This is a genomic window from Clostridium sp. YIM B02555 (assembly GCF_022320955.1).
GTDB lineage: Bacteria > Bacillota > Clostridia > Clostridiales > Clostridiaceae > Clostridium > Clostridium saccharoperbutylacetonicum.
On the sequence record NZ_JAKJJY010000027.1, the window covers coordinates 25,017 to 49,633 of the forward strand.

Consider the following 24,617-nt stretch of genomic DNA (forward strand, 5'->3'; position numbering starts at 1 on the left):
TTCTTTATATTTGAGAGGAAAGAGGAGATGCCAAATGTTAATAAAAGAAATTAAAGAACTTAAAAATCTAGTTAAGTCATGGAAGAAAGAAGGTTTTTCCATTGGGTTTGTTCCAACCATGGGAGCATTACATGAGGGCCACCAAAGTCTAATAAAAAAAGCTGTAGAAGAAAATGATAAAGTCATTGTGAGTGTATTTGTTAACCCCACTCAATTTGGTCCTAATGAAGATTATGACAGTTATCCAAGAGATATCAAAAAAGATTTAGAACTTTGCATGATGGTTGGAGCTAATGTTGTCTTTAATCCTGAGCCTAACGAAATGTATTTTAATAATAGATCAACTAGCATAAGTGTTTCAAAACTTACAAGTGTACTTTGTGGTGCAAAAAGACCTGGGCATTTTGATGGCGTTTGTTTAGTTGTGTCTAAATTATTAAATATAGTAACTCCAGATAAAGCTTATTTTGGACAAAAAGATGCTCAACAAGTAGCTGTTATAAAGAGAATGGTAAGAGATTTAAACATAGATGTTGATATAATAGCATGTCCAATAATTCGTGAAGAAGATGGACTAGCAAAAAGTTCAAGAAATACTTATCTTTCAGCTGAAGAAAGAAAAGCAGCATCAGCATTAAGTAGAAGTTTAAATATAGCAAAGAATCTATTAAATAAAGGTGAAAGAAGCGCTTCAAAAATTAAAGAAATTATGATGGAAGAAATCAATAAAGAGCCTTTAGCTAAAATTGATTATGTAGAAATAGTTGATAATGAATCTTTAGAAAATGTTGAAATTATAGAAAAAAATATATTAATTCCAATTGCAGTTTATATAGGCAAAACTAGATTAATTGATAATTTTATCTTTGAGATATACACCTCTTAAAAGAGCAGCTATGCTGCAATTAAGAACTTAATATAACCTATAAAAAGAGTAGCTATGCTACAATAAGGAACTTAATTTAACCTATTAAAAAAGCAGCTATGCTGCAATGAAGAACTAAATAATATAGTAAATAAATATAACTAGGCAAATTTATATGGGAAATAAGAGGGAAGAATTAAAAATTAAACTTACTGAATTCATTATACAAGGGGGAATAAAAAATGATATTAACTATGTTAAAAGGAAAAATACACAGAGCAACAGTAACACAAGCTGAGTTAAATTATGTGGGAAGTATTACAATAGATAAAACATTAATGGAGGCAGCAGGCATACTTGAAAATGAAAAAGTTCAAATCGTTGATGTAAATAATGGGGCAAGACTTGAAACCTATGTAATTTCAGGTAAAAGAGATTCTGGAGTCATTTGTTTAAATGGCGCTGCAGCAAGACTAGTACAACCTGAAGATAAAGTAATAATAATTGCTTATGCTCAAATGACTGAGGACGAGGCAAAAACCTATAAGCCAAAAGTAGTTTTTATGAATGAAGATAATACAATTAAAGAAATAACTAATTATGAATCTAATGAATAAGATTTAACTTATATTTTGAATCATATAGATATCCAAAGCAAGAATTAGATATATGCGGAACTTACCGAAATTAAACACATATTTATTAGTAACATTTTCAATAAGATATGAAGTATAAATAGGAGTGAGGTTTTTTAACAATCTCACTCTCTATTTGCATACAACACGAATAAGTATATTTTCAATATGATTTCCACCATATTCATCTTCAACTAGAAGTTGAAACAAATCAAATCCCGAAAATCTCCTTGTTGATTTATATATAAGAGTAGATGAATTGATTAAAACTACCTTTCCATATTTGGGTTCTTTTTTAATTTTTATAAAGTTATTAATATTATAAGGACTTATAACTTTTAAATCTAATAAGATAGATTTGCATGCACACACATAAAACGGTTTTATTTCCCTAATTTCCACTTTTAAGTCACAAGGATGTGCTATAAATTCGCATTTTTCTTTATACGTTTCATTACCTTCCAAAATCACACTTCCTTTTTATTATCACTTATAATGCATATTATGCTTTAAAATTGATAATTGTACCATTTCAAGATTAACATTAATACAATATTATATATTAAATTATAAAGATAGTTTATTTAGGAGGTCATATTATGAGTTTAGGCAAAGATATATATGATGAAGAGTATAAAGATTACATTAAGGAAGATTCTCTAGACGATAGTGAAAATATTGAAGATTATTCTTGCAGCGGAAACTCAAAAATTTATGTTAATTGTAAATTAAAAGTTGATTTTGATACAAAAAATAAGATGATTTATTTGTATCCAGGGAAATCTCAATATTTCACCGTTGATGTATTAAAGTCATGTGGAGATGTTATTATAAAGTATAAAGATCCTTATTCTGAAAAGGGGATATGCGGAAATCTTGGAATATATAGAATAATTCAATCTGGAATAATTGTAGAAACTTATTGTAAGTTAGATCCTAAAAAAAATGATATTCTAAATTTTACAGCAATTGATAATTGTACTAAAGAGTCCTATGACTTTGTTGTAGTATTTTCTTTCAATCCATGCCGTTTTCATGTCTAATATATCTTCAAAAAATATTCAACCAATAATTGCAGAATTGCATAGAAAAAAAATTATTGCTACGAGTTGAAGTTATCAATATATTAAATTATTGAATTCAATGTAAAGTGTGATATGCTCACTTATAGGTAGACAAGTGAAATAATAAAAATTGGACATGGTATAATAAAGTAGACACAAAGTTAAGAGAAAAATATGAAAGGTGGTTTATTTATTATGCGACGTTCATATAACAAAGAATTTAAAATAGCAGCAGTAAAGTTAGTTATAGAAGATAACATGCCTGTAGCAGAGGTTTCCAGAGCACTGGTTGTACACTATAACTCATTATATCGTCGTATAAGTGAATATGAAGAATACGGAGAGAGTGCGTTTCCAGACCATGGAACCGCACTCTATTTATATCAATATGAGATTAAAAAACTAAAACAAGAAAATACAGAATTAAAAAAGGAGCTAGAAACTCTAAAAAATATCATAATGTCTCTAAAAAATTGATGTTTGATTTTTATATTTTATATCATATTATAATGTTTTAAAGCATAAGCAATTCCGTCTTCTTCAATATCTTTTGTTACAAAAGACACTAAATCAAATAATATTGGATTACTATTTCCCATAGCAATACTATTTTTAACATATTCAAGCATAGTTAAATCATTTGTGCTGTCACCAATTGCATAAGTATTTTCATGAGGTATATCTAAGTAATTTGAAATAAATTTTATTCCTGTGGCTTTAGAACATTCTAAAGGAACTATTTCATAAAAATCTTTGCCTCGATGTATAAAATCAAAGGAGTTCTTATAATTATCATAGAAAGCTTCGAAATTACTATTTTCATTATTCCAAATAACTAATTTATCAAAATCAATATCTACATCATCAAAAGTTTGTCCTTTATAAAAACCTTCTTTAATATGACGTTCCTTAATTCTTTGCACTTCTTTTGAATTTATATTTTTATCATGATCATAATAAACACCATTTCTTCCTTCTAAAATAGCATCTATTTTATATTCTTTTAATTTCATTGCAATTTCTTTTGATAATTCAATTCCAAGACTCTTGTGAAATAATTCTTTTGAATTCAATTCCACATATGTACCACACCCACAAACATACCCATCAAAATTTAATTCTTCTATACAAGTGTCAATTTCTAAAATAGGTCTTCCGGTATTAACAAATACAAGATGTCCATTTTCCTGTGCTTTTTTTATAGCATTTTTTGTACTCTGGGGAACGCGATAAGTTTTTTCGCATAACAACGTTCCATCTATGTCAAAAAATATAATGTTAGGTTTCATAATATTCTCCCTTCAAGCTTGTATACTTAATAATGAAATGAATCATTAACTAAAATTCAATTGTCATTATACATATTTTATAGGATTATTACAATATAGTTTCAATTATATAGATTCTATATTGTAATAATTTTACGTAAATTCTCCACTATAATTTTTTGTGAATAAAATTATAGTGGAGAATTATAATGCTATTTTCTTTTACATTAAGTTTAATTAGTCAATTACATTCTGTATTTGATCCCTATATTGATTAGGAGAAATCCCATAAACCTTCTTAAAGGTTCTTATAAAATGGGTATCATTTTCATAACCAATAGCATCACTAATATCCCGAATTTTTAAATCTGTTGAGGATAAAAGTTCAATTGCCTTATTTAATTTTAAGGTTTGAATCATTTCTTTAAAGGTATGGCCTGTTGTTTTTTTTATAAGCTTACTTAAATAGGGTATTGAAAAATGAAATTCATTTGATAAATCATTCAAAGTTATAGTCTTATAATTTCCTTGAATATAAGAAATTATTGAGGCAAGCTGTTTGTTAGTCTTTTGCAGTTCTTGAGGTAATTCTACCTTATTAATATCGTTCCTTAGTAAATTTGCAAAGAGTATCATAATTTGATTATCTAAAATTTTATTGCTGTATTTCTTATTTTCAAAGTCTTCAATTATCATTTCACAAAGAATTTTCTTTATTTCAGGATTATTATTTGTGTGGAATATAATGTAGTTATTGTAATTTTTAGTGTACAAAATCTTAGTAAAAAAAGCAGACAAGATATTTTCTTCACTTAATACTTCTAAAAATGTATCATTAAAGGTACTTCTTCTGATCAAAAAATTAACCAGTACAGTATCATCGTAAATGCCAACAGAATGTTCAACATTAGGAGGCAGAATGTATAAATCACCTTCATTAAAATTAATTTCATCTCCAGAAATATCTTGTTTGAAGCTTCCAGAATAAACATAACTCATTTCAAAAAAACTATGTTTATGATTAAATTCAGGAGTATATCTATAGTGTTTTAGTGCTATGACATTATGGTTTTTCTTTTCAACAAAAAGTATATCTTCTGGCATGAAAGAAGGATCAATACCATGGTCAACTCCAGGAATGAGAAGCCTTAATTTCTTTATGTATTCTATATCCAAATTATCCATAAAGGTTTTATAGGTATTAGGATTTTGTTTAGCTAAATAAAATTTTTTATAATATAATTCGTCTTCTGTATATTCTTTTAAAAATTTATCTAATTCCATTAAGTTCATTTTCTACACCAATTCCTTTCTAAAAATACCTAAGCACAATTATAGGATTTATTATAGATTTTTTATCTATATAAACTTAGATTTATTATTTTAAAAATATAATCCTATGATTAAAAAATGTCAATCATTAAAATTAAATGTTGTAAGTTTAAATTAGATATAGGATTACAAAAGTGTGATTAATGATTTCAAATAGCTATATACATATAAAGTAATGTCCAAATAAATTTTTTATCACTTGAAATTTAGATTAAAAAATGTCAGCCTTTTTCATTAAGTTATGTTATTGGTTTTAAGCTGAATTTGAAATATTATATGAGTATAGTGTTTGATTAACTTAAAGTTTGGGCTCAGCTTGTAATCGATAACTTATGAATAAATAACTTATGAGTTATAAGTTAAGTAGGAGGAAAAATATGGATATAAATTCAAAGGCAAATGTTAATATTTCAGCTAACAGTGAAAATAATAAAGTTGGTTTTGGCGAAAAAGTTTCTTATGGATTTGGAAATTTAGCAGGTAATCTTTTATTGACTACTGCAAATACTTTTATAAGTTTTTTCTATACAGATATTGCAGGAATTGCAGTAGCAACAGTTGGATTTATTTTACTTGCAGGAAGAATTCTTGATGGAGTTGCAGATTTAGCAATGGGGGCAATTGTTGATAAGACAAAAACAAAGTTTGGAAAGGCTCGGCCTTGGCTTTTATGGCTAGCTATACCTTATGCAGTATCATTAATACTAATGTTTACAGCGCCAGATTTAAGTAGTAACGGTAAAATTATTTATGCATTTATTACATATATTTTTGGAATGCTTATGTTTACAGGAACAGCAACTCCGTATAACGTTTTGAGTGCTTTAATAAGTCAAGATTCAAATGTAAGGTCACAATTAAGTTCTTATAGAAGTATGTTTGGTTTTTTAGGTGCATTAATACTTAGTATAATTACAATGCCTTTAGTAAAGACTTTTGGCGATGGAAAAAAGGGATGGCTTCTTCTTGCAGTTGTATATGGAATAGCATCAGCGGTATTATATTTTATGTGTTTTAAGAATACAAAGGAAAGAGTAGCAGCGCCAGTAGATAATGCTGATTTCTCTTTAAAGGATGGATTAAAAACATTATTTAGAAATAAATATTGGGCAATGATTGTAGCTAGTATTGTAATAATATTTATATCAGCAGGACTTGGTGGGGTAAATGTTTATTATGCTCAATATGTACTTGGAAATCCCAATTTAGTTGGAGTAATTGGAACAGCATCTTTTTTACCTATAATTGCAGGATCATTTTTAGCAGGACCTGTTCTTACTAGGTTTGGAAAAAGAAACACTGCTTTAGGTGGAATAATATTAACTATAGTTGGCTCAATACCTATGGCATTAGCTCCAACAAATATTACAATGATCATAGTCGGACTAGTTATTAAAGGTTTAGGATCCGCTGGATTCTTAGTTTCAGCCTTTGCAATGCTTGGAGATACAGTAGAGTATGGTCAATGGAAACATGGAATTCGTATTGAAGGTTTAACTTTTGCAGCAGAAGGTTTTGCTGAAAAAGTAGGTACAGGATTAGGCGGTGCAGTGCTTGGAGCAATATTAGGCCTTGGTGGATATATTGGAGGACAAGCTACTCAAAGTGCTTCAGCAATCATGGCAATGAAAGTTTCCTTTGCATATGCACCAATTGCTGCATCAATACTAACAGCTGTATTACTTTATTTCTACGATTTAGATAAAATATATCCTAAAATTATTGCAGAATTAAAAGAAAGAAACAAATAAGGTATTTATTAATACTATTTAAAAAGATAAGTTAGTAAATATAAATTTTTATTAGAAAATCATAGTTTGTATTTTAATTAGGCATTAGGTTGTTTTAACTTATGCCTAATTATACATTTAAAAAGTATATGTAATTCAATTGAATTTATATAATTATTTTAAAGCTAAAGCTTTGTTTATATATTATTACGTATAAATGATACATTATCAATTGAAACATGCATAGATATCGAGAGGAGTTTTAGTATGCTAGTTGTAAAAAACTTAAAATGCGAATATTTAGAGAATCCAATAGGAATAGATAAAATAAATCCAAGATTGAGCTGGCAGATTATTTCTGATAAAAGAAATGTTAAACAGCAGCAATTTCAAATACAAGTTGCAACAGACGAAGAATTTAAGAATATTGTATGGAACATGCATACCTTCTCTGAAAAATCAATTCATATTCCTTATGAAGGAGCGCCACTTGAAAGTAGAATGAGATATTTTTATCGAGTAAAGGTATGGATTAATAAAGAAGAAGAATCCGATTGGAGTGATACGTGCTTTTGGGAAATGGGTTTAATAAATACTTCGGAATGGAAGGCAGAGTGGATTTCTTTAAAAGATCAAAAAATAAATGAAGACTTTAAAGCTAGAGCTCCATTTAGTTGTTTTAAGAATTTTACTATAAATAAAGATGTTAAGAAAGCTGTCGTTTATGTAACAAGTTTAGGAGTGTACGAACTTTATTTAAATGGAAAAAGAGTTGGGGAAGATTATTTAACACCAGGTTGGACTGACTATAATTATCGCATTCAATATCAGACTTATGAAGTTTCTGATTTAATTAAAGCTAAGGACAATAAACTTAATGCAACAATTGGAGAAGGCTGGTACAGTGGCTATCTAGGATGGACTAAGAGAAAAGATACTTACGGAAGTAAAAATGCTTTGTTACTTCAAATGTATATTTATTATGAAGATGGCACAAGTGAAGTTATAGCTTCAGATGAATCTTGGAAGGAAGAAAATTGTAACATATTAATGTCTGACATATATAATGGGGAAATATATGATGCAAGAGAAAAAGAGGAAACTAGTATAGACATTAATTTAATAATTGTTCCATATCCAAAGACACATTTAATTGCTCAAGAAAATGAACCAATTAGAATTCAAGAAGAAATAGAACCATTGTCAATATTTAAAACTCCAAAGGGAGAGTTTGTATTAGATATGGGACAAAATATGGCTGGCTTTGTACGCTTTAAGATTAAGGGAGAAAAAGGACAAAAAGTAACTTTAATTCACGGTGAGGTTTTAGATAAAGAAGGGAATTTCTATAGAGATAATATTAGAGATGCAGCTCAAAAAGTTACTTATATATGTAGTGGTAATGAAGAAGAAATATATGAACCTCATTTTACTTTTCAAGGATTCCGTTATGTTAAGCTTGAAGGATTCCCCAAAGATATAAAACCTTCTAATTTTACAGGAGTTGTACTTCATTCAGACATGAAACCTATAGGAAGTTTTGAAACTTCTGATAAAAAAATTAATCAACTTCAACATAATATTTTATGGGGACAAAAGGGTAATTTTATTGATGTGCCAACAGATTGTCCTCAAAGAGATGAACGTTTAGGGTGGACAGGAGATGCACAAATCTTTGCACGAACTGCATGCTTTAATATGAATGCAGCACCTTTTTTCAGCAAGTGGTTAAAGGATCTTTCTTGTAATCAAATGTCAGATGGTGCAGTACCTTTTGTAGTTCCAGATATATTAAAGGGCACATTTGCTGATGGAATTGGATTAACAACCGCAGGTTGGGGAGATGCAGCTGTTATATGTCCTTGGACAATTTATCAATGTTATGGGGATGAAAATATATTAATTCAGCAATATGATAGCATGAAAAATTGGATTAATTATATAAGAAATCAAGGTAATGATGAATATCTTTGGGATACTGGTCTTCAACTTGCAGATTGGCTTGCTTTAGACAATGAAGAAGGAAGCTTTTTTGGAGCAACCGATGGATACTTAGTTTCTACCGCATATTATGCTTATTCTACAGGAATATTTGCAAATATAGCTAAAATATTAGGAAAGTTTGATGATTACAAATTATATAACCAGTTATATGCTTCAATAAAAGAAGCTTATATTAATAGATTTTATGACAATGAAGGTAATTTAACAAGTGAAACTCAAACTGCTCAAGTAATATCTTTATATTTTGATTTAGTCCAAGAAAAATATAAAGAAAGGATTGCTAAAAGATTAGTGGAATTAATAGAAAAGAAAAATATGCATTTAGATACAGGATTTTTAGGAACTCCGTATATTTGTCATGTGCTATCTGATAATGGATATGAAGACGTTGCTTATAAACTTCTATTTAATACTGATTATCCATCTTGGTTATATCAGGTAGAAAGAGGTGCTACAACCATGTGGGAGCATTGGGACAGTATTAAAGTTGATGGTTCTTTTTGGGATATAGGTATGAATTCCTTTAACCATTATTCATATGGTTCAGTAGGTGCATGGATGTACCAAAATATTGGTGGTATTGATATGGTTGAGGCAGGATATAAAAAATCCCAAATAGCTCCAAAACTATCAGAGAAATTGAGCTATACTAAGGCTGCTTTAGATACTATGTATGGAAAAATATCAGTCAGTTGGGAAATAATTGAGGATAAGATATATATGAATGTAGTAATTCCTCACAATACAACTTCAAGGATTACACTTCCTAAAGTTAAAAATATTGAAAAAATAAAGAAATACATTATTGAAGCCTACAATGAAAAAAGATTGCATATTGATTTAACTAACGGGCTCTCCGAAACTTATATTGATACTAATTTTAGTTTCGAAATTTTTGGTGATAATATTTCTTTTGAAATTGGTTCAGGTGTATATAATTTTTCGTATGAATATACACATATATAAAGAGTAGCTTTGCCACAATAAGGATCTTTTCACTAATATAAAGAGCAGCTTTGCCAGAATATGAAATTTTTCACCCTATAAAAAAGGAGTTATGCCTTAATTAAGTTAATAGTTTAGGATAAAATCTATTGAGTCGATAAATATATAACATAGTGTGCAATACTTCTTTGCCCACTATGTTTATTTTTAGTTAGAAGAAAGGTGTAATGTTTAATAATAGGAAGTGAACCAACTTTTAATTTATTCAATACTCTAAGATTAAAATTTTGCACATAGTCAGATAATATAGTATAATTACATCTATGATTTAATATAGAATATATTTAGTTTCGTGATAATTTGTATTTTAGGATATGATTAAATTCTAAATAAAATAACACAAAAGGAAGGAGGATTTTTATGGAATTCAATAGGAAACAAAAGAAAATTATTAACAGCAAACCTAATGGACCTATGTTAATAAAAGGTGAAAATAGTACAGGAAAAACAACAGCTTATGTAAATAAAATTCCAACATTACTTAATAATTATTGTATTAATAAAAATGATAGAATTCTTATTGCAACAAATAGTGAAGAACATTCTAAATTTATATCCTTTGTATATGATAATATGGATAGTGAAAAATATCATCAAAATAGTTTTTTTGATGTTGATAATACAAATAAATTAGAAATTAGCACAATTAGTTCTTTAATACAATATTATTTTAATCAATATGAAACAGAGCATAAAATTAAACTAATAGAAGCATCAATTACTGAATGTGAAGTACAATTAAAAAAGGCTATTGAAGTTACTAAGCAAAAATATACAAAGGAAAAGTTTGATATATTTGATGCTTCATACACAAAATTTATATTTGAAGAAATCACATGGATTAAGGCTTCGGGGCTCAACAGTATTGAAGAATATCAAAAGGTGCCAAGAAAAAGCAGAATAAATGAAATAACTGGTAATAAAAAAATACTGAGAAAGAATTCGAAACTTAGACATGCTATTTATGACATAGTTATTGAATATAACAATAATTTGAATAAGATAAATAAAATAGATTTACAAGATAAAGCTTCTTTTGCACTTAAAAGTGCTACAAATAATAAAACAAAAGCTTTTACGCATATTTTTATTGATAATAGCGAAATTTTAACAAAAGTTGAATTGGATTTATTAAAAACAATACATACTCAAACTCATTATTCAAGCATAACCTTTATATTTAATATTGGTGAAAAGCCAACATTAAATGCTTGGATTTCTAATGGAAAAGCTTTTAGTAGTTTAGGTTATGATATGAAAGGTAAGAGTATTACACTAACTGAACATTATGATCATGAAGTAAATGAAGATTATACTACTAAAGTTGAAAATTATGATATGATCGAAAGTAATACAACTCCACAAAGCACAGACTCTTATTTAACATTAAATCCAATCGAATATATAGATTTAAAACGAAATGTTTCTCATAAATTTATTAAAGATCCAGATGCATTGGATGAAATATACATTAGATACAATGGAATTGAAGAAAAAGTAGTAGATACTATTAATATTCCAGTATTTAATGAAATTGCTGCTGGTAGTCCTATATTAATGAATGATTCAATTGAAGATAATTATCTTTTACCAAAAGAGTGGATAAGAAATACTAAAGATACATTTATTCTTAAAGTAAAGGGTGACTCCATGATAAACAAAAACATTTATGATGGAGATTTAGTTGTAATCAATAAGCAGCCTTTTCCAAATGTTAAGGATATAGTAGCAGTTGATATCAATGGGGAAGCAACCTTAAAAACTTATAAAAAGATCCATGGTCAAGTTGTATTAATGCCAGAAAACGAAAAATATGATCCAATAATTATAGAAGATCAAGAAGTCCATTTCCTTGGAGTTGCAATTGGCCTTATAAAAAATTAATGATTAACCATATAATAGTTGATATAATTATTATATGGTTTTCTATTTATATAGATATCAAAAGCGAGAATTAGAGCTATGCGAAACTTACCGAAATATGATACATTTATCTTCCGCAGGACTAGTGAAATTTTCGTCAGCTCAATTTTACATGCCTGCTCCAGAAAAAATGTATTATATTTCTAGTGTAGTATTGTAATTTTAGACTTTACATATTTTATTATGTTAGGAGTGAACCTAATTGTTTGAATTAAACAATATAAAATTTAAAGATATCTTAGATATACCATATTTAAAAATTAATAAGAATATAACCTGTATTATTGGTCCATCAGGAAGCGGAAAAACAACTCTATTGCGAATGTTAAATAGATTAAATGCTCCAGATGAAGGAAAAATCACTTATAATAATATGGATATTTTCAAAATTAACTCAATAAAATTGCGTCGCAACATTGTAATGCTAGGTCAAACACCTGTAATTTATCCAGGAACAATAGAAGATAATCTTCAAATTGGATTGGAATTTTCAGAAAAATTGCCTGCTTCAAAAGAAGCTATGAAAGATGCTCTTGATAGAGTGGAGTTAAGAAAGGAACTTTCTGATACTTGCAGCAATCTTTCAGGTGGAGAAAAACAACGTTTGTGCCTTGCAAGAGTTATGCTTATGAATGCTGATACATATTTACTAGATGAACCTTCAGCAGCTTTAGATAAAGATACCGAAGAATTTATAATTGATAATTTCTCTAAATTTGTAATGGAAAACAATAAAGAGCTCATAATGATCACTCATTCAGAGTTAATTGCAGAAAAATTTATAAATTCCATAATAAGAATTGAACAGGGAAAGGTAGTGGAGGCATATAATGAATAATACAGTAATGAATCTTTCCATATTACGATTATCTATTGCATATGTCTTTGTTTTTATAATGCTAATTATATTTAAAGCACGAGGAATAAAACGCGAAAGACAGATTATTATTGCATCAACCAGAATGACAATACAACTTATAATAATGGGCTATATATTAATGTTTGTTTTTAATAATCCAAGTTGGTGGCTAACCTCAATAATGATAGTGGTAATGATATCTTTTGCCATTTATAATTCAATTAAAAGAGTTAAATATAATATGTCTTATGAATTAAAGAAAATAATTGCATTTGCAATGACATTTGGAGCACTATTAACTGCAACTTTTTTCATTATAATTATCCTTGGTGTTCAACCCTGGTTTAATCCTCAATATTTTATACCGATTTCTGGAATGATAATTGGAAATAGTATGACAGGTATTGCTTTAGGTGCTAATAAGCTTTGTAGCTCCATTGAAGAAAAAAGAATTGAAATTGAAAATTCATTAATGTTAGGTGCAAGTCCTGCAGCAGCAACAAAAGAAATTGTAAATAATTCGTTTGATACTGCAATTTTACCTACAATGAATAATATGCTCACTATGGGAATTGTTTCATTACCTGGAATGATGACTGGGCAAATACTTTCTGGAACCTTTCCAATAACAGCAATTAAATATCAAATTGGTATAATGCTTGCTATTCTAGGTAGTACAGCAGTTTCAACTGTAATATTTGTGAGTTTAGGCTATAGAACATTTTTTACTAAAGACCATAGGCTTAAATAAATAAAAGAGAAGAAGTTATCTCAGAAATGAATTGCAAAATTATTATATTAAATATACAAAATTGCAACATATACATTTTCTTTAGATAACTTCTTTTTCTTTTGACATCTTATTAATATTTTCTAATATTTCCATCCAATTATATACTCTTATAATATTATTATTTATTGGATCTCTATTGTAGTTCGTATCAATTAATAATACTTTAAATCCGCTAGCTGATAACTCAATAGCATTATCATAACTATCTTCAATAAAAATATCACAATTTAAATTTCTTGCTGTTGGAACTTTATTATGAGTTCCTAAAACAAAAACATCATCAAACGGAATTTTATTTTGTTTTAAATACAGATTTGTTAATAATTCTAAAGATTTATCTCTGGCTGTAACAAAATAGATATTATTATTCTTAAACAACTTATTTAACACATTTTTAACGTCTTCTCTTAATTCTTGTTTTCTATGAATATCAAATTTTAATTCTTCGTAAAATTTCAAATATTCTTTTTCTTCGATTCCAAGTACTTTAGAAATTTCATAGGAATTAATATCTTCTTCTGATACCTTTAAGTTAAAATAGTTATTAGCATAATTTAACCAATAATATGGATCGGTAATAGTTCCATCAATATCAATACAAATATTTAATTTTTTCATTTTATCACTCCTTTTAAAATTAGTATACAATTATAAGATTAAAAACAATTTAAAATCACGTAATATTTCTGTGAAATAAGGTTAAAGTTATATATGAGTTTCTAAGGATTCTAGAAATATTTCAGTAATAATTAACATTTCAGTATACTAAGTCTAAATATATTTTAAAAATTAACTAGTAATTTTTATATGCTTATTATATAATAATTATTATTAAATAACAATAGATAGAGGTGAAAATATGTTTAATTGCATTAAATCTGAAAATAATGTATTTAAAAATTTAATTAATGGTCAATGGGTGAGCAGTAAGGAAGATAATTTAATAGAAATCAATTCTCCAATAGATAATTCAATTGTTGGAAAAATTCCAGCTATGACAAAAGAAGAGGTTGATTTTGTTATTAGCACAGCTAAAAACGCGCAAAAAGATTGGAAGAAGATTCCTATAAATGAAAGAGCAGAAATATTATATAAAGCAGCAGATATTTTAGTTAATAATATTGATGAACTTGCAGAAATAATGATTAGAGAAATTGGTAAGGATCGAAAAAGTTCTAGATCTGAAATCACTAGAACAGCAGATTTTATAAGATTTACAGCAGATACAGCTAAAAATTTATCAGGAGAAAGTATTCCAGGTGATACTTTTCCAGGATATAAGAGAAATAAAATTTCTGTTGTGACTAGAGAACCATTAGGGGTAGTTTTAGCAATTTCTCCTTTTAATTATCCTATCAATTTAGCTGCTTCTAAAATAGCACCAGCTATTATCGTTGGAAATTCTGTTGTCTTAAAACCAGCTACTCAAGGTAGCCTATGTGGCTTATATTTAGCTAAAGTTTTTCAAGAAGCTGGTGTTCCTAATGGTGTATTAAACACTATAACAGGTAAAGGAAGCGAAATTGGTGATTATGTTGTTACTCATAAAGACATAAATTTCATAAACTTTACTGGAAGTACAGAAGTAGGAACTAGGATTTCTAAAATTACAAGTATGGTTCCTCTTTTAATGGAACTAGGTGGTAAGGATGCTGCCATTGTATTAGAAGATGCTGATCTAGAACTTGCAGCAACTAATATTGTTGCTGGAGGTTATTCTTATTCAAGTCAACGTTGTACAGCTGTAAAAAGAATTTTGGTTATTGATAAAGTTGCTGATGAACTTGTTGCTAAAGTCAAAGAAAAAATTAGTAAACTTAAAATTGGTAATCCTTTAGTTGATGATGTAGATATAGTTCCATTAATAAACAAAAAAGCTGCAGATTATGTGTCAGAACTAATTGAAGATGCAAAAAGCAAAGGTGCAGATTTAATAGCAGGTGGAAATAGAGATGGTAATATAATCTTCCCAACATTATTTGATAATGTAACTACTGATATGCGAATTGCTTGGGAAGAACCTTTTGGTCCAGTACTTCCTATAATTCGAGTAAAAGATAAAGATGAAGCGATAGAAATAGCTAATAAATCAGAATACGGCCTACAAAGCGCTGTCTTTACTAAAAATATCGATGATGCTTTTTATATTGCTGACAGACTTGAAGTTGGTACAGTTCAAGTAAATGGTAAGACTGAAAGAGGACCTGATCATTTTCCTTTCCTTGGAGTTAAAGCTTCTGGAATTGGAACTCAAGGTATAAGATATTCTATAGAATCAATGTCAAGACCTAAAGCAACAGTAATAAATCTATTAAAATAAAAAGCAACTATTACAAATTAATAGTAAGATTCATTAATAGGTGAGAGTTAAGAAGAAAACTCTTACCTATTACTTTTTATTTGAACTATTTCAATGGATTGTTAAAAGAAACATCTCGTACAAAATGAAATTTTTGATTGATATTTTAAGTTTATGAGTTATTATAATTTTAATTATATTTGTATTAATTTAGAAAAACTTATTAAAACTAATGAAAATCCCGAGGATAATTGTTATAATTGTTCTGGGGATTTTTACATTTAACAACAAAAATAAAATAGCATTCCGGTTATGGAAATATCATTTCTAAAATTTGTAATAACACCCCTTAACTATAGCGTGTGAACTTAAAGGAGGAAATAATTATGGCTTTAACGCCAATGATGGTTGAATACATAAAAACTAAAGAGGAATATAAAGATTGTATTCTATTTTATAGATTAGGTGATTTTTATGAAATGTTTTTTGAAGATGCTGAAACTGTATCGAGAGAATTAGAACTGGTTCTTACAGGAAAAAATTGTGGTTTAGAAGAAAGAGCTCCAATGTGTGGAATACCTCATCATGCAGCTGCGGCATACATTCCAAGATTGATTAGCAAAGGCTATAAAGTTGCAATTTGTGAGCAACTTGAAGATCCAAAGGAAGCCAAAGGAATTGTAAAAAGAGGAGTAGTAAAAATAATAACTCCTGGAACTTTTATTGATAATACAACTTCACTTGAAAATGATAATACATATTTGATGGCTATTCAAGTATACGATGATAAAATAGGAATTTCGATTTCTGATATAAGTACTGGTGAATTTAAAACAACATCTTTTAACAATATAAGAATAAGTTTACTTGATGAAATAGCAAAAATTTCACCAAAAGAAATCTTAGTTTCAGAAACTTTAAGTGATGATGTTATTCAAGATATAAAAGGAATAACTTCAGCATTAATTTCTAAAGTGAATTTTGAAGAATTTTTAGTATCAAAAGAAGATTTAATAGAACAATTTTCTGATATGGAAGTAGCTGGTTTGACAGTTGAAAGAGAAATTACAAGTAGGGTTCTTTTAAAGTATATATATGAAACACAAAAAATGAGTTTAACAAATATAAATTTACTTGAACAATATGAAATAATTAATTACATGACTATTGATGGAAATTCAAGAAGAAATCTTGAATTAACTGAAAGCATTAGAGAGAAAAATAAAAAAGGTTCTTTATTATGGGTTTTAGATAAAAGTGCTACTGCAATGGGTGGAAGAACTCTAAGGAAGTGGATTGACGAACCACTAATTATTAAAACTGAAATAGAAAAAAGGCTAAATGGGGTAAATGAAGCTTTTAGTTCTGTAAGTTTCAATGAAGATTTAAGAATTGCATTAAAAGAAATTTATGATATTGAAAGAATTGTTGGTAAGATTTCTAATAAAAATGTAAATGCAAAAGATATGTTATCTCTTAAATCATCATTAGAAAAGCTTCCTATGGTTAAAAAACTTCTAGAAGATAGATCATCTGATCTTCTAAAAGAATATCATGCTGAACTTGATGAGTTAACTGACATAAAAGATTTATTAGATTTATCCATAAAAGAAGAGCCTTCATTAAGCATAAAAGAAGGTAATATTATTAAAGATGGATACAATAGTGAAGTTGATGAATTAAGACAATCAAAGCTTCATGGCAAAGAATGGATTGCTGCTCTTGAAAATCGTGAAAGAGAATTTACAGGAATTAAATCCTTAAAAGTAGGTTATAACAAAGTATTTGGTTACTATATAGAAATTTCTAAATCTAATTATGATTCTATTCCTGAAGGTAGATACGTGAGAAAGCAGACTCTATCAAATGCTGAGAGATATATAACTGAAGAATTAAAGGTAATGGAAGAAAAAATCTTAGGAGCAGAAGAAAAGCTTATTAATTTAGAATATGCACTATTCTCTGATATAAGAGACAATATAGAAAAAGAAATTTCAAGACTTAAGAAAAGTGCTCGGATAATTTCAAACTTAGATGGAATATCTACTTTAGCTTTAATTGCCTTAGAAAATGATTATATCAAACCAGAAATTAATGAAGATGGTATAATAGACATAACAGATGGAAGACATCCAGTAGTTGAAAAAGTAATAGGTAGAGGTGAATTTGTTTCAAATAATACTATTTTGAATCAAAATGATAAAGAATTACTTTTAATAACAGGTCCAAATATGGCAGGTAAATCAACTTATATGAGGCAAGTTGCTCTTATTACTTTAATGGCTCAAATTGGGTCTTTTGTACCAGCATCAAAAGCCAATATTTCTATATGTGATAAGATTTTCACTAGAATTGGTGCATCTGATGACCTAGCTGGTGGTAAATCAACTTTTATGGTTGAAATGTGGGAAGTATCAAATATTCTAAGAAATGCAACTCAAAAAAGTTTAGTATTATTAGATGAAGTTGGTAGAGGTACTTCAACATATGATGGATTATCCATAGCTTGGTCAGTTATTGAGTATATAACAAAAAATGATAAGCTTAGATGCAAAACATTATTTGCTACACACTACCATGAATTAGTAAAACTTGAAGGTATCTTGCCTGGTGTTAAAAATTACTCTGTTGCTGTTAAAAAAATGAAAGACAGCGTAATCTTCTTAAGAAAAATTGTAGAAGGCGGCGCTGATGAATCATATGGAATTGAGGTTGCTAAACTTGCAGGTCTTCCAGAGGCAGTAATTAATAGAGCTAAAGAAATTCTTCAAAATTTAGAGGGCGAGAATAATTTTGATATTAATAAAGTAACAAATACAGAACCTGATGAAGCTGAAGCTTCTATAGACATAAATATTTCTAATAATACTGTTTCAGTTGAAGAAAATACCTCTGAAGTTTTAAAAGAGGAGCAGTCTACTATAGTAGAAATTAAAGAAGAAGTAAAAACTAAGAAACACAAGGAAAAAGATGCTTCAAATAATATGCAGTTAGACTTTTCCTTTATGGAAAAGGAAGCTTTATTAAAAGAAATAAGTCAAGTTGATATTTTAAGCTTAAATCCTATGGATGCTATGAACACACTATATAAATTAGTGAGTGAAGCTAAAAAGTTGACTAACTAGAATTTACTATTTATATGCTATAATATGCCCACGATAAATAAATGTCGTGGGTGTTCTATTAAAAAATAAGTAAATAAGCTTTCTCCTTGTAGCTTTCCTTAATTGATACTTGAACATTGATAATTAGTATATATAATATGATTATGGTAGGAGATTTTTACATGAAAGAAGAAGTTGAAATCAGATATCCCTCATATATTAAAGAATTTAAATGTATTGGCGGTAATTGTTCTGATAATTGTTGCCACGGATGGGAAATACATATTGATAAAAATACTTTTGATAAGTATGTAAAAATTCCAAATAATATATTTGATACAGATATCCTCGAAAATATAATTGTAAGAAAGAATTGTAAGAATCCAAATATTGATTATGGGCAAATAAAATTAAATAATGAAACTCAATGTCCTTTTTTATGTAAAGATAATTATTGTAGTATTCATGCTAATCTAGGTGAAAATTATCTTTCAAAGGTATGTACAACTTATCCAAGAATTATTAATAAAATAGATGACTGCTACGAGCTTTCCCTTAATGTTTCCTGCATAGAAGCTGCAAGAATCATACTTTTAAAAGAAGAGGGAATAACATTTGACTATAGTAAAGAACTAATATCTAATAATTATGTAATAGCAAAAGAAATCAATACTAATACCTATGAAATTAATGATACAAACTATAAACACATCAAAGAAATCAGAGACAAAAGTATTAATATCATCACCAACAGAAAATACAAATTAAGCGAAAGATTATTTGATCTTGGATTGTTTTTAGAAAATGTTCGTAGGAAATTATGTTACAATTATGACAATACGGTTCAATTTGTTGATGAATATGATATAAGATCAAACAAAATCAAATTTCAAAGAGATATAAATGACTATATGCTACAAATATCATTTTATAAAGGCATATTAGAAAAGTTAGCTGCTTCGAAATTTTTTATTAGTGATAATTTCAGCGAGATCATCGATAAAGTCATGTTAGGTTTTAAATTTAGTGAAGATAAAAGTCTTATAGAAAACTCTCAAATTTATTTAAAAGCTTATACCATACTGGATAAGGAAATTTTTGAACCTTACAGCTATATTTTTGAAAATTATTTAGTAAATCATATGTTTAAAGAACTTTTCCCTTTTTCTGAAAATGATATTGTATATGATGGATATATCATGATGCTTGTTAGATTATCGTATATAAAATTTTTTATTGCAGGCTATTATCTTTCTAATGGGAAAATAACAATAGATAATATAATAAAGATAATTCAATCTTTAACTAAAGAAATTGAACATGATGAAACTTACTTAAAGCATATTCTCACTCATATTAAAGAATATGAATTAGATAATAAGCGCTTTGCAAAAATACTTTTGTAATTTGAAATAAAAATATTCACTAAGGAAGTGAGCATAATGCCAGTATATAGATTACCTAAAGAAATAATTTTTCCAAATCCTGAGCTTTCTGAAGAAGATGGACTTTTAGCTATTGGAGGCGATTTATCCTTAGATAGATTACTTTTGGCTTATTGTAATGGTATATTTCCATGGTATAACGAAGGAGAACCTATACTGTGGTGGTGCCCTAAGCCTAGATTTATATTAATACCTAAAGAAATTAATATCTCTAAATCCATGAAAAAAATCATCAAGAGAGATATATTTAAAGTAACCTTTAATGCTGATTTTGAAGGTGTAATTAACAATTGTAAACACATTCGTGAGGACAATAATGAAGAAACTTGGATTAGTGATGATATGAAGGCCGCATATATAAACTTATTTAATAATGGATATGCAATGAGTGTTGAAACGTATCTAGATGAAGATTTAGTTGGGGGCTTATATGGCGTTAAAATAGGCAAATGCTTTTTTGGAGAAAGTATGTTCTCGAAAGTAAGTAATTCATCTAAAATAGCATTAATAAAACTAGCTGAAAAGCTGAATAATGAAGGTTATCTTTTTATAGACTGTCAAATGCAAACCAAACACTTAGAAAGCATGGGTGGGAAATTTGTTGATTGGAATACCTTTAAAAATTTACTTAGTAATGGTTTAGAAGAAACTTATTTAAGATAAAAAATAGTTTTCATTTATAAATATGATATATATAATAATATTACTTAAATATATAGAAATAAATTATAAGGTGTGTTGTAAAATGGAAGAATTAAAGAAAGTTATTGATGAAATAATTAATGACGAAATTATAAAATTAGTTATTAGTAATAAACTGAATAATAATATTGAATATAATAAAATCACATTTGTTTTAAAAGAAAACAATAATAAAAAATATTATCAAATAGAAAAATATACTGACAAGCAAGTATTTCATGAAAATGTTGATATAAATATTTTAGGTGAAAAGCTCCTTGAATATGTATCATCAAATTATAAACAAATATCAGCTTGGTCAAGCAATAATACCTTTGACGTGAAAATATCAAAAAAAGGTAAAGTATTATTAAGTAAGAAAAAAAGTGATAATGCAAAGTTGGTTAATAAAAGCCATAATAAAGAAAAAAATTATATTTTAAAAGAAGGAATGATTATCGAGCCTCTTATTGATTTAGGTATATTCACTAAGGAAGGTAAAGTGATCAATTCTAAATATGATAAATATAAGCAAATAAATAGATTTGTAGAGATAATAGATGATGAAATCAAAAAAAATGATTACACTGACCTTACTATTTTAGATTTTGGTTGCGGAAAATCTTATTTGACCTTTGTTTTGTATTATTATTTTGTAGAGATCAAGAAAATTAATGTTAAAATGATAGGCTTAGATCTTAAAGCAGATGTAATAAAGAAATGCAATGATATAGCAAAGCGATATAAATATGATAATCTACACTTTGAGTTAGGAGACATAAATGGTTTTAAGTATAATAATAAGGTTGATATGGTAATTACATTACATGCGTGTGATACGGCTACAGATTATGCATTATATAATGCAATAAAATGGAATGTAAAAATGATTTTTTCAGTTCCTTGTTGCCAACATGAATTTAACCATCAAATAAAAACGGATTCCTTGTCAATACTAACAAAGTACGGTATTGTTCAAGAAAGAATTTCAGCATTAATGACAGATTCAGTTCGTGCTAATCTCTTAGAATGTGTAGGCTACAAGACACAACTTCTTGAATTTATAGATATAGCGCATTCACCTAAAAATATATTAATAAGAGCATCAAAAGATCACGTATCTAAGGATAAGAAACAAAAAGCCTTGACTGAAGTCACTAATCTTATGAAGCAGTTTAATTTAAGCCCAACTTTACATAAACTACTAAAAGATGATACTTTAATTTAATATATAGGTCACTCGAATAGTTATATGAGTGACCTATTTTTAATATTATATTATTTAAAAGTTGTTTGTGGAGAAGGTTCATCGTCTCCATAGGGACTTTTTTCATTTGCCTTATTTTTTACTACTTTTGCATAATTTCGCGTTAATGGCTCAGATACACTTTTGCTAGACTTTTCATTATTCATAATAATATTGCCTCCTTTTATTTAAATTTTCTTCTGTATTAGCTTATCCATAAAATTATAAAATACAATTTAATAATTAATATTTCCTCTGATTTCAATTGTTATTATTGTATAAATTAGTTATAATACATTTTGAGAATGATAATTTTAGTAATATTTATGATATTTATTTAGCAAACAAATGAGAGGGGGAAAAAAGATGAAGAGAATTAATATTCTTAGTGAAGATACTTCTAATAAGATAGCAGCTGGTGAAGTCGTTGAAAGACCTGCTTCAGTTGTAAAGGAATTGGTTGAAAATTCCATAGATGCTAATGCTCAAAACATAGTAATTGAAATTGAAGAAGGCGGAACAGCACTAATTAGAATTATTGATGATGGAGACGGTATTTATAAAGATGATATTGCAAAGGCGTTCCTTCCTCATGCAACAAGTAAGATTAAAGAATCTGAAGATATTTTTAATATAAACACTTTAGGATTTAGAGGTGAAGCTCTTCCATCTATAGCTTCTGTAGCTAAAGTAAATTTAAAATCAAAGGAAAAAGATCAAGATCTAGGTTATGAAGTAACTATAGAAGGAAATAATTTTACAGAAGTAACTGAATGTGGGGTTAATAAAGGAACTATTCTAGAAGTTCGTGATTTATTTTTTAATGTTCCAGCTAGAAAGAAATTTTTAAAATCTGTTTCAAAAGAAGCTTCTGTAATTAACGATATAATTACAAGATTAGCATTGGCTAATCCTAAGATAAGCTTCAAATTATATAATAATCAAAAAAAGGTTCTTCACACCTTTGGTAATGGAGAGCTTAAAGATGTTATAAGAACTATCTATGGTAAAGCTATAACCGATAACATAATTTATTTCAGTGAAACCTCTGACCTTATTACTGTTTACGGCTATATCGGTAAGGAAGAAATAGCAAGAGGTTCAAGAAACAATCAAAGTATCTTCGTAAATAAAAGATATATCAAAAATAAAGCTTTGACTGTAGCTGTAGAACAAGCGTTTAAATCTTTTTCTACAGTAAATAAATTTCCTTTTTTCATATTATATATAGAGGTTTATCCAGAATACGTTGATGTTAATATTCATCCAACTAAAGCAGAAGTCAAATTCAATGATGAAAGAATGCTATTTAAAAAGATCTTTGGTGCAGTCCATACTTCTTTAAAAAATGAAGTCTTTGAAACTTTTGCAATTAAAGAAGAAAATGACAATACATATACACCTCCAACTTTTGAAGAAATAACTTTTAAAATAAAAGAAGAAGAAGAAAAAGTAAAATTGCTTAATTCGTCTGTCAAGACCATGATTGAAGAAGGAAAAGACCTTAAAGTCAACAATAATGATCACAACATAGTTACATATAGTAGTAATATACAGCCTGAAATAAATCATATTGATGATATACAAAAAATAGATGTCACCATTCCAGTAGATTTGAAATCTAATTCAATAGAAGAAGTTACAGTGCTTAAGGAGCACATCGAGAATCCTTATAATGTTGAAAATAACAATGAACCTTTTCAAGAATATGAAAGTGAAACAGTTGAAACTCAAAATATAAAACCGGAACCTATCGCTAAGTTTCCGGCACTCTCAATTATTGGCCAATATAATAAAACATATATTCTAGGAGAATATGACGGCACTTTATATATGATAGACCAACATGCTGCTCATGAGAAAATATTATTTGAAAAATATTTAAAAGAAATTGAAATGGGAACAATAATAATTCAACCACTTATGGTGCCAAGCATTATTGATTTAAGCATTGATGATTACTCTTATTATGAAGAAAATAAAGAGGTATTTAAAGCTGCTGGTTTCTTACTTGAAGAATTCGGAGGTAATTCATTGTCTTTAAAAGAAGTTCCTTATTTTCTTGGAAGACTTAATCCAAAAGATTTATTTTTAGATATTCTTGATAATTTGAAAAATTTAGGCAATGGTAAAACTATTGAAGTGAAACATAATGCAATAGCAACAAAAGCCTGTAAGGCTGCAATAAAGGCAAATGATAAACTTGATATAAATGAAATGGTTAAATTAATTGAAGACTTAAGATACATCGATGATCCATTTCATTGCCCTCATGGCAGACCAGTAATTATTAAATTCACTAGCACTGATATAGACAAAAAATTTAGAAGAATAGTATAACAATACAATAGTGGAAGGATACAT

Annotated in this window: 20 protein-coding genes; 15 read left to right on the forward strand and 5 right to left on the reverse strand. The window is 27.8% G+C overall.

From position 1 onward, the window contains the following. Nucleotides 1-34: 34 nt before the first annotated feature. Together panC and panD are read left to right on the forward strand one after the other, a co-directional pair. Nucleotides 35-886, forward strand: coding sequence for a pantoate--beta-alanine ligase (gene panC, locus L3B98_RS25285; protein WP_238918710.1), 852 nt, complete (start codon nt 35-37; stop codon nt 884-886). Between the two features lie 221 nt (nt 887-1,107). Beyond that, on the forward strand, nt 1,108-1,482 hold the full coding sequence (panD, locus tag L3B98_RS25290) for an aspartate 1-decarboxylase (protein ID WP_015393294.1): 375 nt from the start codon (nt 1,108-1,110) through the stop codon (nt 1,480-1,482). Nucleotides 1,483-1,632: 150 nt separating this feature from the next. Here the strand turns inward: panD and L3B98_RS25295 are convergent, their stop codons facing one another. Beyond that, nucleotides 1,633-1,965 carry a hypothetical protein gene (locus tag L3B98_RS25295; protein WP_015393295.1) on the reverse strand — a complete coding sequence of 111 codons (333 nt, stop codon included), beginning with the start codon at nt 1,963-1,965 and terminating at the stop codon, nt 1,633-1,635. Between the two features lie 134 nt (nt 1,966-2,099). On the opposite strand from L3B98_RS25295, the gene L3B98_RS25300 reads away from it, so the two are divergent. Together L3B98_RS25300 and L3B98_RS25305 are read left to right on the forward strand one after the other, a co-directional pair. After that, nucleotides 2,100-2,543 carry a hypothetical protein gene (locus L3B98_RS25300; protein ID WP_015393296.1) on the forward strand — a complete coding sequence of 148 codons (444 nt, stop codon included), beginning with the start codon at nt 2,100-2,102 and terminating at the stop codon, nt 2,541-2,543. Nucleotides 2,544-2,759: 216 nt separating this feature from the next. After that, nucleotides 2,760-3,041, forward strand: coding sequence for a transposase (locus tag L3B98_RS25305; RefSeq protein ID WP_238918715.1), 282 nt, complete (start codon nt 2,760-2,762; stop codon nt 3,039-3,041). A gap of 17 nt (nt 3,042-3,058) precedes the next feature. Here L3B98_RS25305 and L3B98_RS25310 read toward each other — a convergent pair whose 3' ends face one another. Continuing rightward, the gene (locus tag L3B98_RS25310; protein WP_015393298.1) at nt 3,059-3,853 is read right to left on the reverse strand and encodes a Cof-type HAD-IIB family hydrolase; all 795 of its coding nucleotides are present in this window, start codon (nt 3,851-3,853) and stop codon (nt 3,059-3,061) included. Nucleotides 3,854-4,069: 216 nt separating this feature from the next. Further along, entirely contained in the window at nt 4,070-5,125 is a 1,056-nt protein-coding gene (locus tag L3B98_RS25315; RefSeq protein ID WP_015393299.1) for an AraC family transcriptional regulator, read from the reverse strand. A gap of 416 nt (nt 5,126-5,541) precedes the next feature. On the opposite strand from L3B98_RS25315, the gene L3B98_RS25320 reads away from it, so the two are divergent. The 5 genes from L3B98_RS25320 to fetB all read left to right on the forward strand — a co-directional run bounded on the left by L3B98_RS25320 (nt 5,542) and on the right by fetB (nt 13,436). Continuing rightward, entirely contained in the window at nt 5,542-6,915 is a 1,374-nt protein-coding gene (locus L3B98_RS25320) for an MFS transporter (RefSeq protein ID WP_238918717.1), read from the forward strand. 246 nt (nt 6,916-7,161) lie between these two features. Then, nucleotides 7,162-9,864, forward strand: coding sequence for an alpha-L-rhamnosidase (locus L3B98_RS25325; RefSeq protein ID WP_238918718.1), 2,703 nt, complete (start codon nt 7,162-7,164; stop codon nt 9,862-9,864). 399 nt (nt 9,865-10,263) lie between these two features. Beyond that, on the forward strand, nt 10,264-11,787 hold the full coding sequence (gene lexA, locus L3B98_RS25330) for a transcriptional repressor LexA (RefSeq protein WP_238918723.1): 1,524 nt from the start codon (nt 10,264-10,266) through the stop codon (nt 11,785-11,787). Nucleotides 11,788-12,028: 241 nt separating this feature from the next. Further along, complete coding sequence (locus tag L3B98_RS25335; protein ID WP_238918724.1) at nt 12,029-12,664, forward strand: ATP-binding cassette domain-containing protein; 636 nt, start codon at nt 12,029-12,031, stop codon at nt 12,662-12,664. Further along, entirely contained in the window at nt 12,657-13,436 is a 780-nt protein-coding gene (gene fetB / locus L3B98_RS25340) for an iron export ABC transporter permease subunit FetB (protein ID WP_238918726.1), read from the forward strand. The genes L3B98_RS25335 and fetB overlap by 8 nt, the downstream gene beginning before the upstream one ends. 81 nt (nt 13,437-13,517) lie before the next feature. On the opposite strand, the gene L3B98_RS25345 is transcribed toward fetB, so the two are convergent. After that, nucleotides 13,518-14,096: a hypothetical protein gene (locus L3B98_RS25345; protein WP_015393305.1), complete on the reverse strand. Its 579-nt coding sequence runs from the start codon at nt 14,094-14,096 to the stop codon at nt 13,518-13,520. 241 nt (nt 14,097-14,337) lie between these two features. Between L3B98_RS25345 and L3B98_RS25350 the strand changes: the two genes are divergently transcribed. From L3B98_RS25350 to L3B98_RS25370, 5 genes are all read left to right on the forward strand, one after another. Next, nucleotides 14,338-15,798 carry an NADP-dependent glyceraldehyde-3-phosphate dehydrogenase gene (locus tag L3B98_RS25350; RefSeq protein ID WP_238918728.1) on the forward strand — a complete coding sequence of 487 codons (1,461 nt, stop codon included), beginning with the start codon at nt 14,338-14,340 and terminating at the stop codon, nt 15,796-15,798. A 365-nt stretch (nt 15,799-16,163) separates the two neighbouring features. Next, entirely contained in the window at nt 16,164-18,902 is a 2,739-nt protein-coding gene (mutS, locus tag L3B98_RS25355) for a DNA mismatch repair protein MutS (protein ID WP_238918730.1), read from the forward strand. A 161-nt stretch (nt 18,903-19,063) separates the two neighbouring features. Next, the gene (gene fliB / locus L3B98_RS25360) at nt 19,064-20,287 is read left to right on the forward strand and encodes a flagellin lysine-N-methylase (protein ID WP_238918731.1); all 1,224 of its coding nucleotides are present in this window, start codon (nt 19,064-19,066) and stop codon (nt 20,285-20,287) included. A 36-nt stretch (nt 20,288-20,323) separates the two neighbouring features. After that, nucleotides 20,324-20,989 (forward strand): leucyl/phenylalanyl-tRNA--protein transferase, encoded by a 666-nt coding sequence (gene aat / locus L3B98_RS25365; protein ID WP_238918735.1) that lies wholly within the window; start codon nt 20,324-20,326, stop codon nt 20,987-20,989. A gap of 82 nt (nt 20,990-21,071) precedes the next feature. Continuing rightward, entirely contained in the window at nt 21,072-22,235 is a 1,164-nt protein-coding gene (locus L3B98_RS25370; RefSeq protein ID WP_238918736.1) for an SAM-dependent methyltransferase, read from the forward strand. 50 nt (nt 22,236-22,285) lie between these two features. On the opposite strand, the gene L3B98_RS29030 is transcribed toward L3B98_RS25370, so the two are convergent. Further along, nucleotides 22,286-22,420 carry a hypothetical protein gene (locus tag L3B98_RS29030; protein WP_275298502.1) on the reverse strand — a complete coding sequence of 45 codons (135 nt, stop codon included), beginning with the start codon at nt 22,418-22,420 and terminating at the stop codon, nt 22,286-22,288. A gap of 199 nt (nt 22,421-22,619) precedes the next feature. Here L3B98_RS29030 and mutL point away from each other — a divergent pair, with 199 nt between their 5' ends. After that, nucleotides 22,620-24,593, forward strand: a complete 1,974-nt coding sequence (mutL, locus tag L3B98_RS25375) for a DNA mismatch repair endonuclease MutL (RefSeq protein ID WP_238918737.1) — start codon at nt 22,620-22,622, stop codon at nt 24,591-24,593. Nucleotides 24,594-24,617: the final 24 nt, after the last annotated feature.

Coding starts and splice junctions, on each gene's coding strand:
- L3B98_RS25315 (WP_015393299.1), bottom strand. CDS start 5,125: ATGAACTTAATGGAATTAGATAAATTTTTAAAAGAATATACAGAAGAC.
- L3B98_RS29030 (WP_275298502.1), bottom strand. CDS start 22,420: ATGAATAATGAAAAGTCTAGCAAAAGTGTATCTGAGCCATTAACGCGA.
- mutS (WP_238918730.1), top strand. CDS start 16,164: ATGGCTTTAACGCCAATGATGGTTGAATACATAAAAACTAAAGAGGAA.
- L3B98_RS25325 (WP_238918718.1), top strand. CDS start 7,162: ATGCTAGTTGTAAAAAACTTAAAATGCGAATATTTAGAGAATCCAATA.
- mutL (WP_238918737.1), top strand. CDS start 22,620: ATGAAGAGAATTAATATTCTTAGTGAAGATACTTCTAATAAGATAGCA.
- L3B98_RS25310 (WP_015393298.1), bottom strand. CDS start 3,853: ATGAAACCTAACATTATATTTTTTGACATAGATGGAACGTTGTTATGC.
- L3B98_RS25320 (WP_238918717.1), top strand. CDS start 5,542: ATGGATATAAATTCAAAGGCAAATGTTAATATTTCAGCTAACAGTGAA.
- aat (WP_238918735.1), top strand. CDS start 20,324: ATGCCAGTATATAGATTACCTAAAGAAATAATTTTTCCAAATCCTGAG.
- L3B98_RS25370 (WP_238918736.1), top strand. CDS start 21,072: ATGGAAGAATTAAAGAAAGTTATTGATGAAATAATTAATGACGAAATT.
- panD (WP_015393294.1), top strand. CDS start 1,108: ATGATATTAACTATGTTAAAAGGAAAAATACACAGAGCAACAGTAACA.
- L3B98_RS25345 (WP_015393305.1), bottom strand. CDS start 14,096: ATGAAAAAATTAAATATTTGTATTGATATTGATGGAACTATTACCGAT.
- fliB (WP_238918731.1), top strand. CDS start 19,064: ATGAAAGAAGAAGTTGAAATCAGATATCCCTCATATATTAAAGAATTT.
- lexA (WP_238918723.1), top strand. CDS start 10,264: ATGGAATTCAATAGGAAACAAAAGAAAATTATTAACAGCAAACCTAAT.
- L3B98_RS25305 (WP_238918715.1), top strand. CDS start 2,760: ATGCGACGTTCATATAACAAAGAATTTAAAATAGCAGCAGTAAAGTTA.
- panC (WP_238918710.1), top strand. CDS start 35: ATGTTAATAAAAGAAATTAAAGAACTTAAAAATCTAGTTAAGTCATGG.
- fetB (WP_238918726.1), top strand. CDS start 12,657: ATGAATAATACAGTAATGAATCTTTCCATATTACGATTATCTATTGCA.
- L3B98_RS25350 (WP_238918728.1), top strand. CDS start 14,338: ATGTTTAATTGCATTAAATCTGAAAATAATGTATTTAAAAATTTAATT.
- L3B98_RS25300 (WP_015393296.1), top strand. CDS start 2,100: ATGAGTTTAGGCAAAGATATATATGATGAAGAGTATAAAGATTACATT.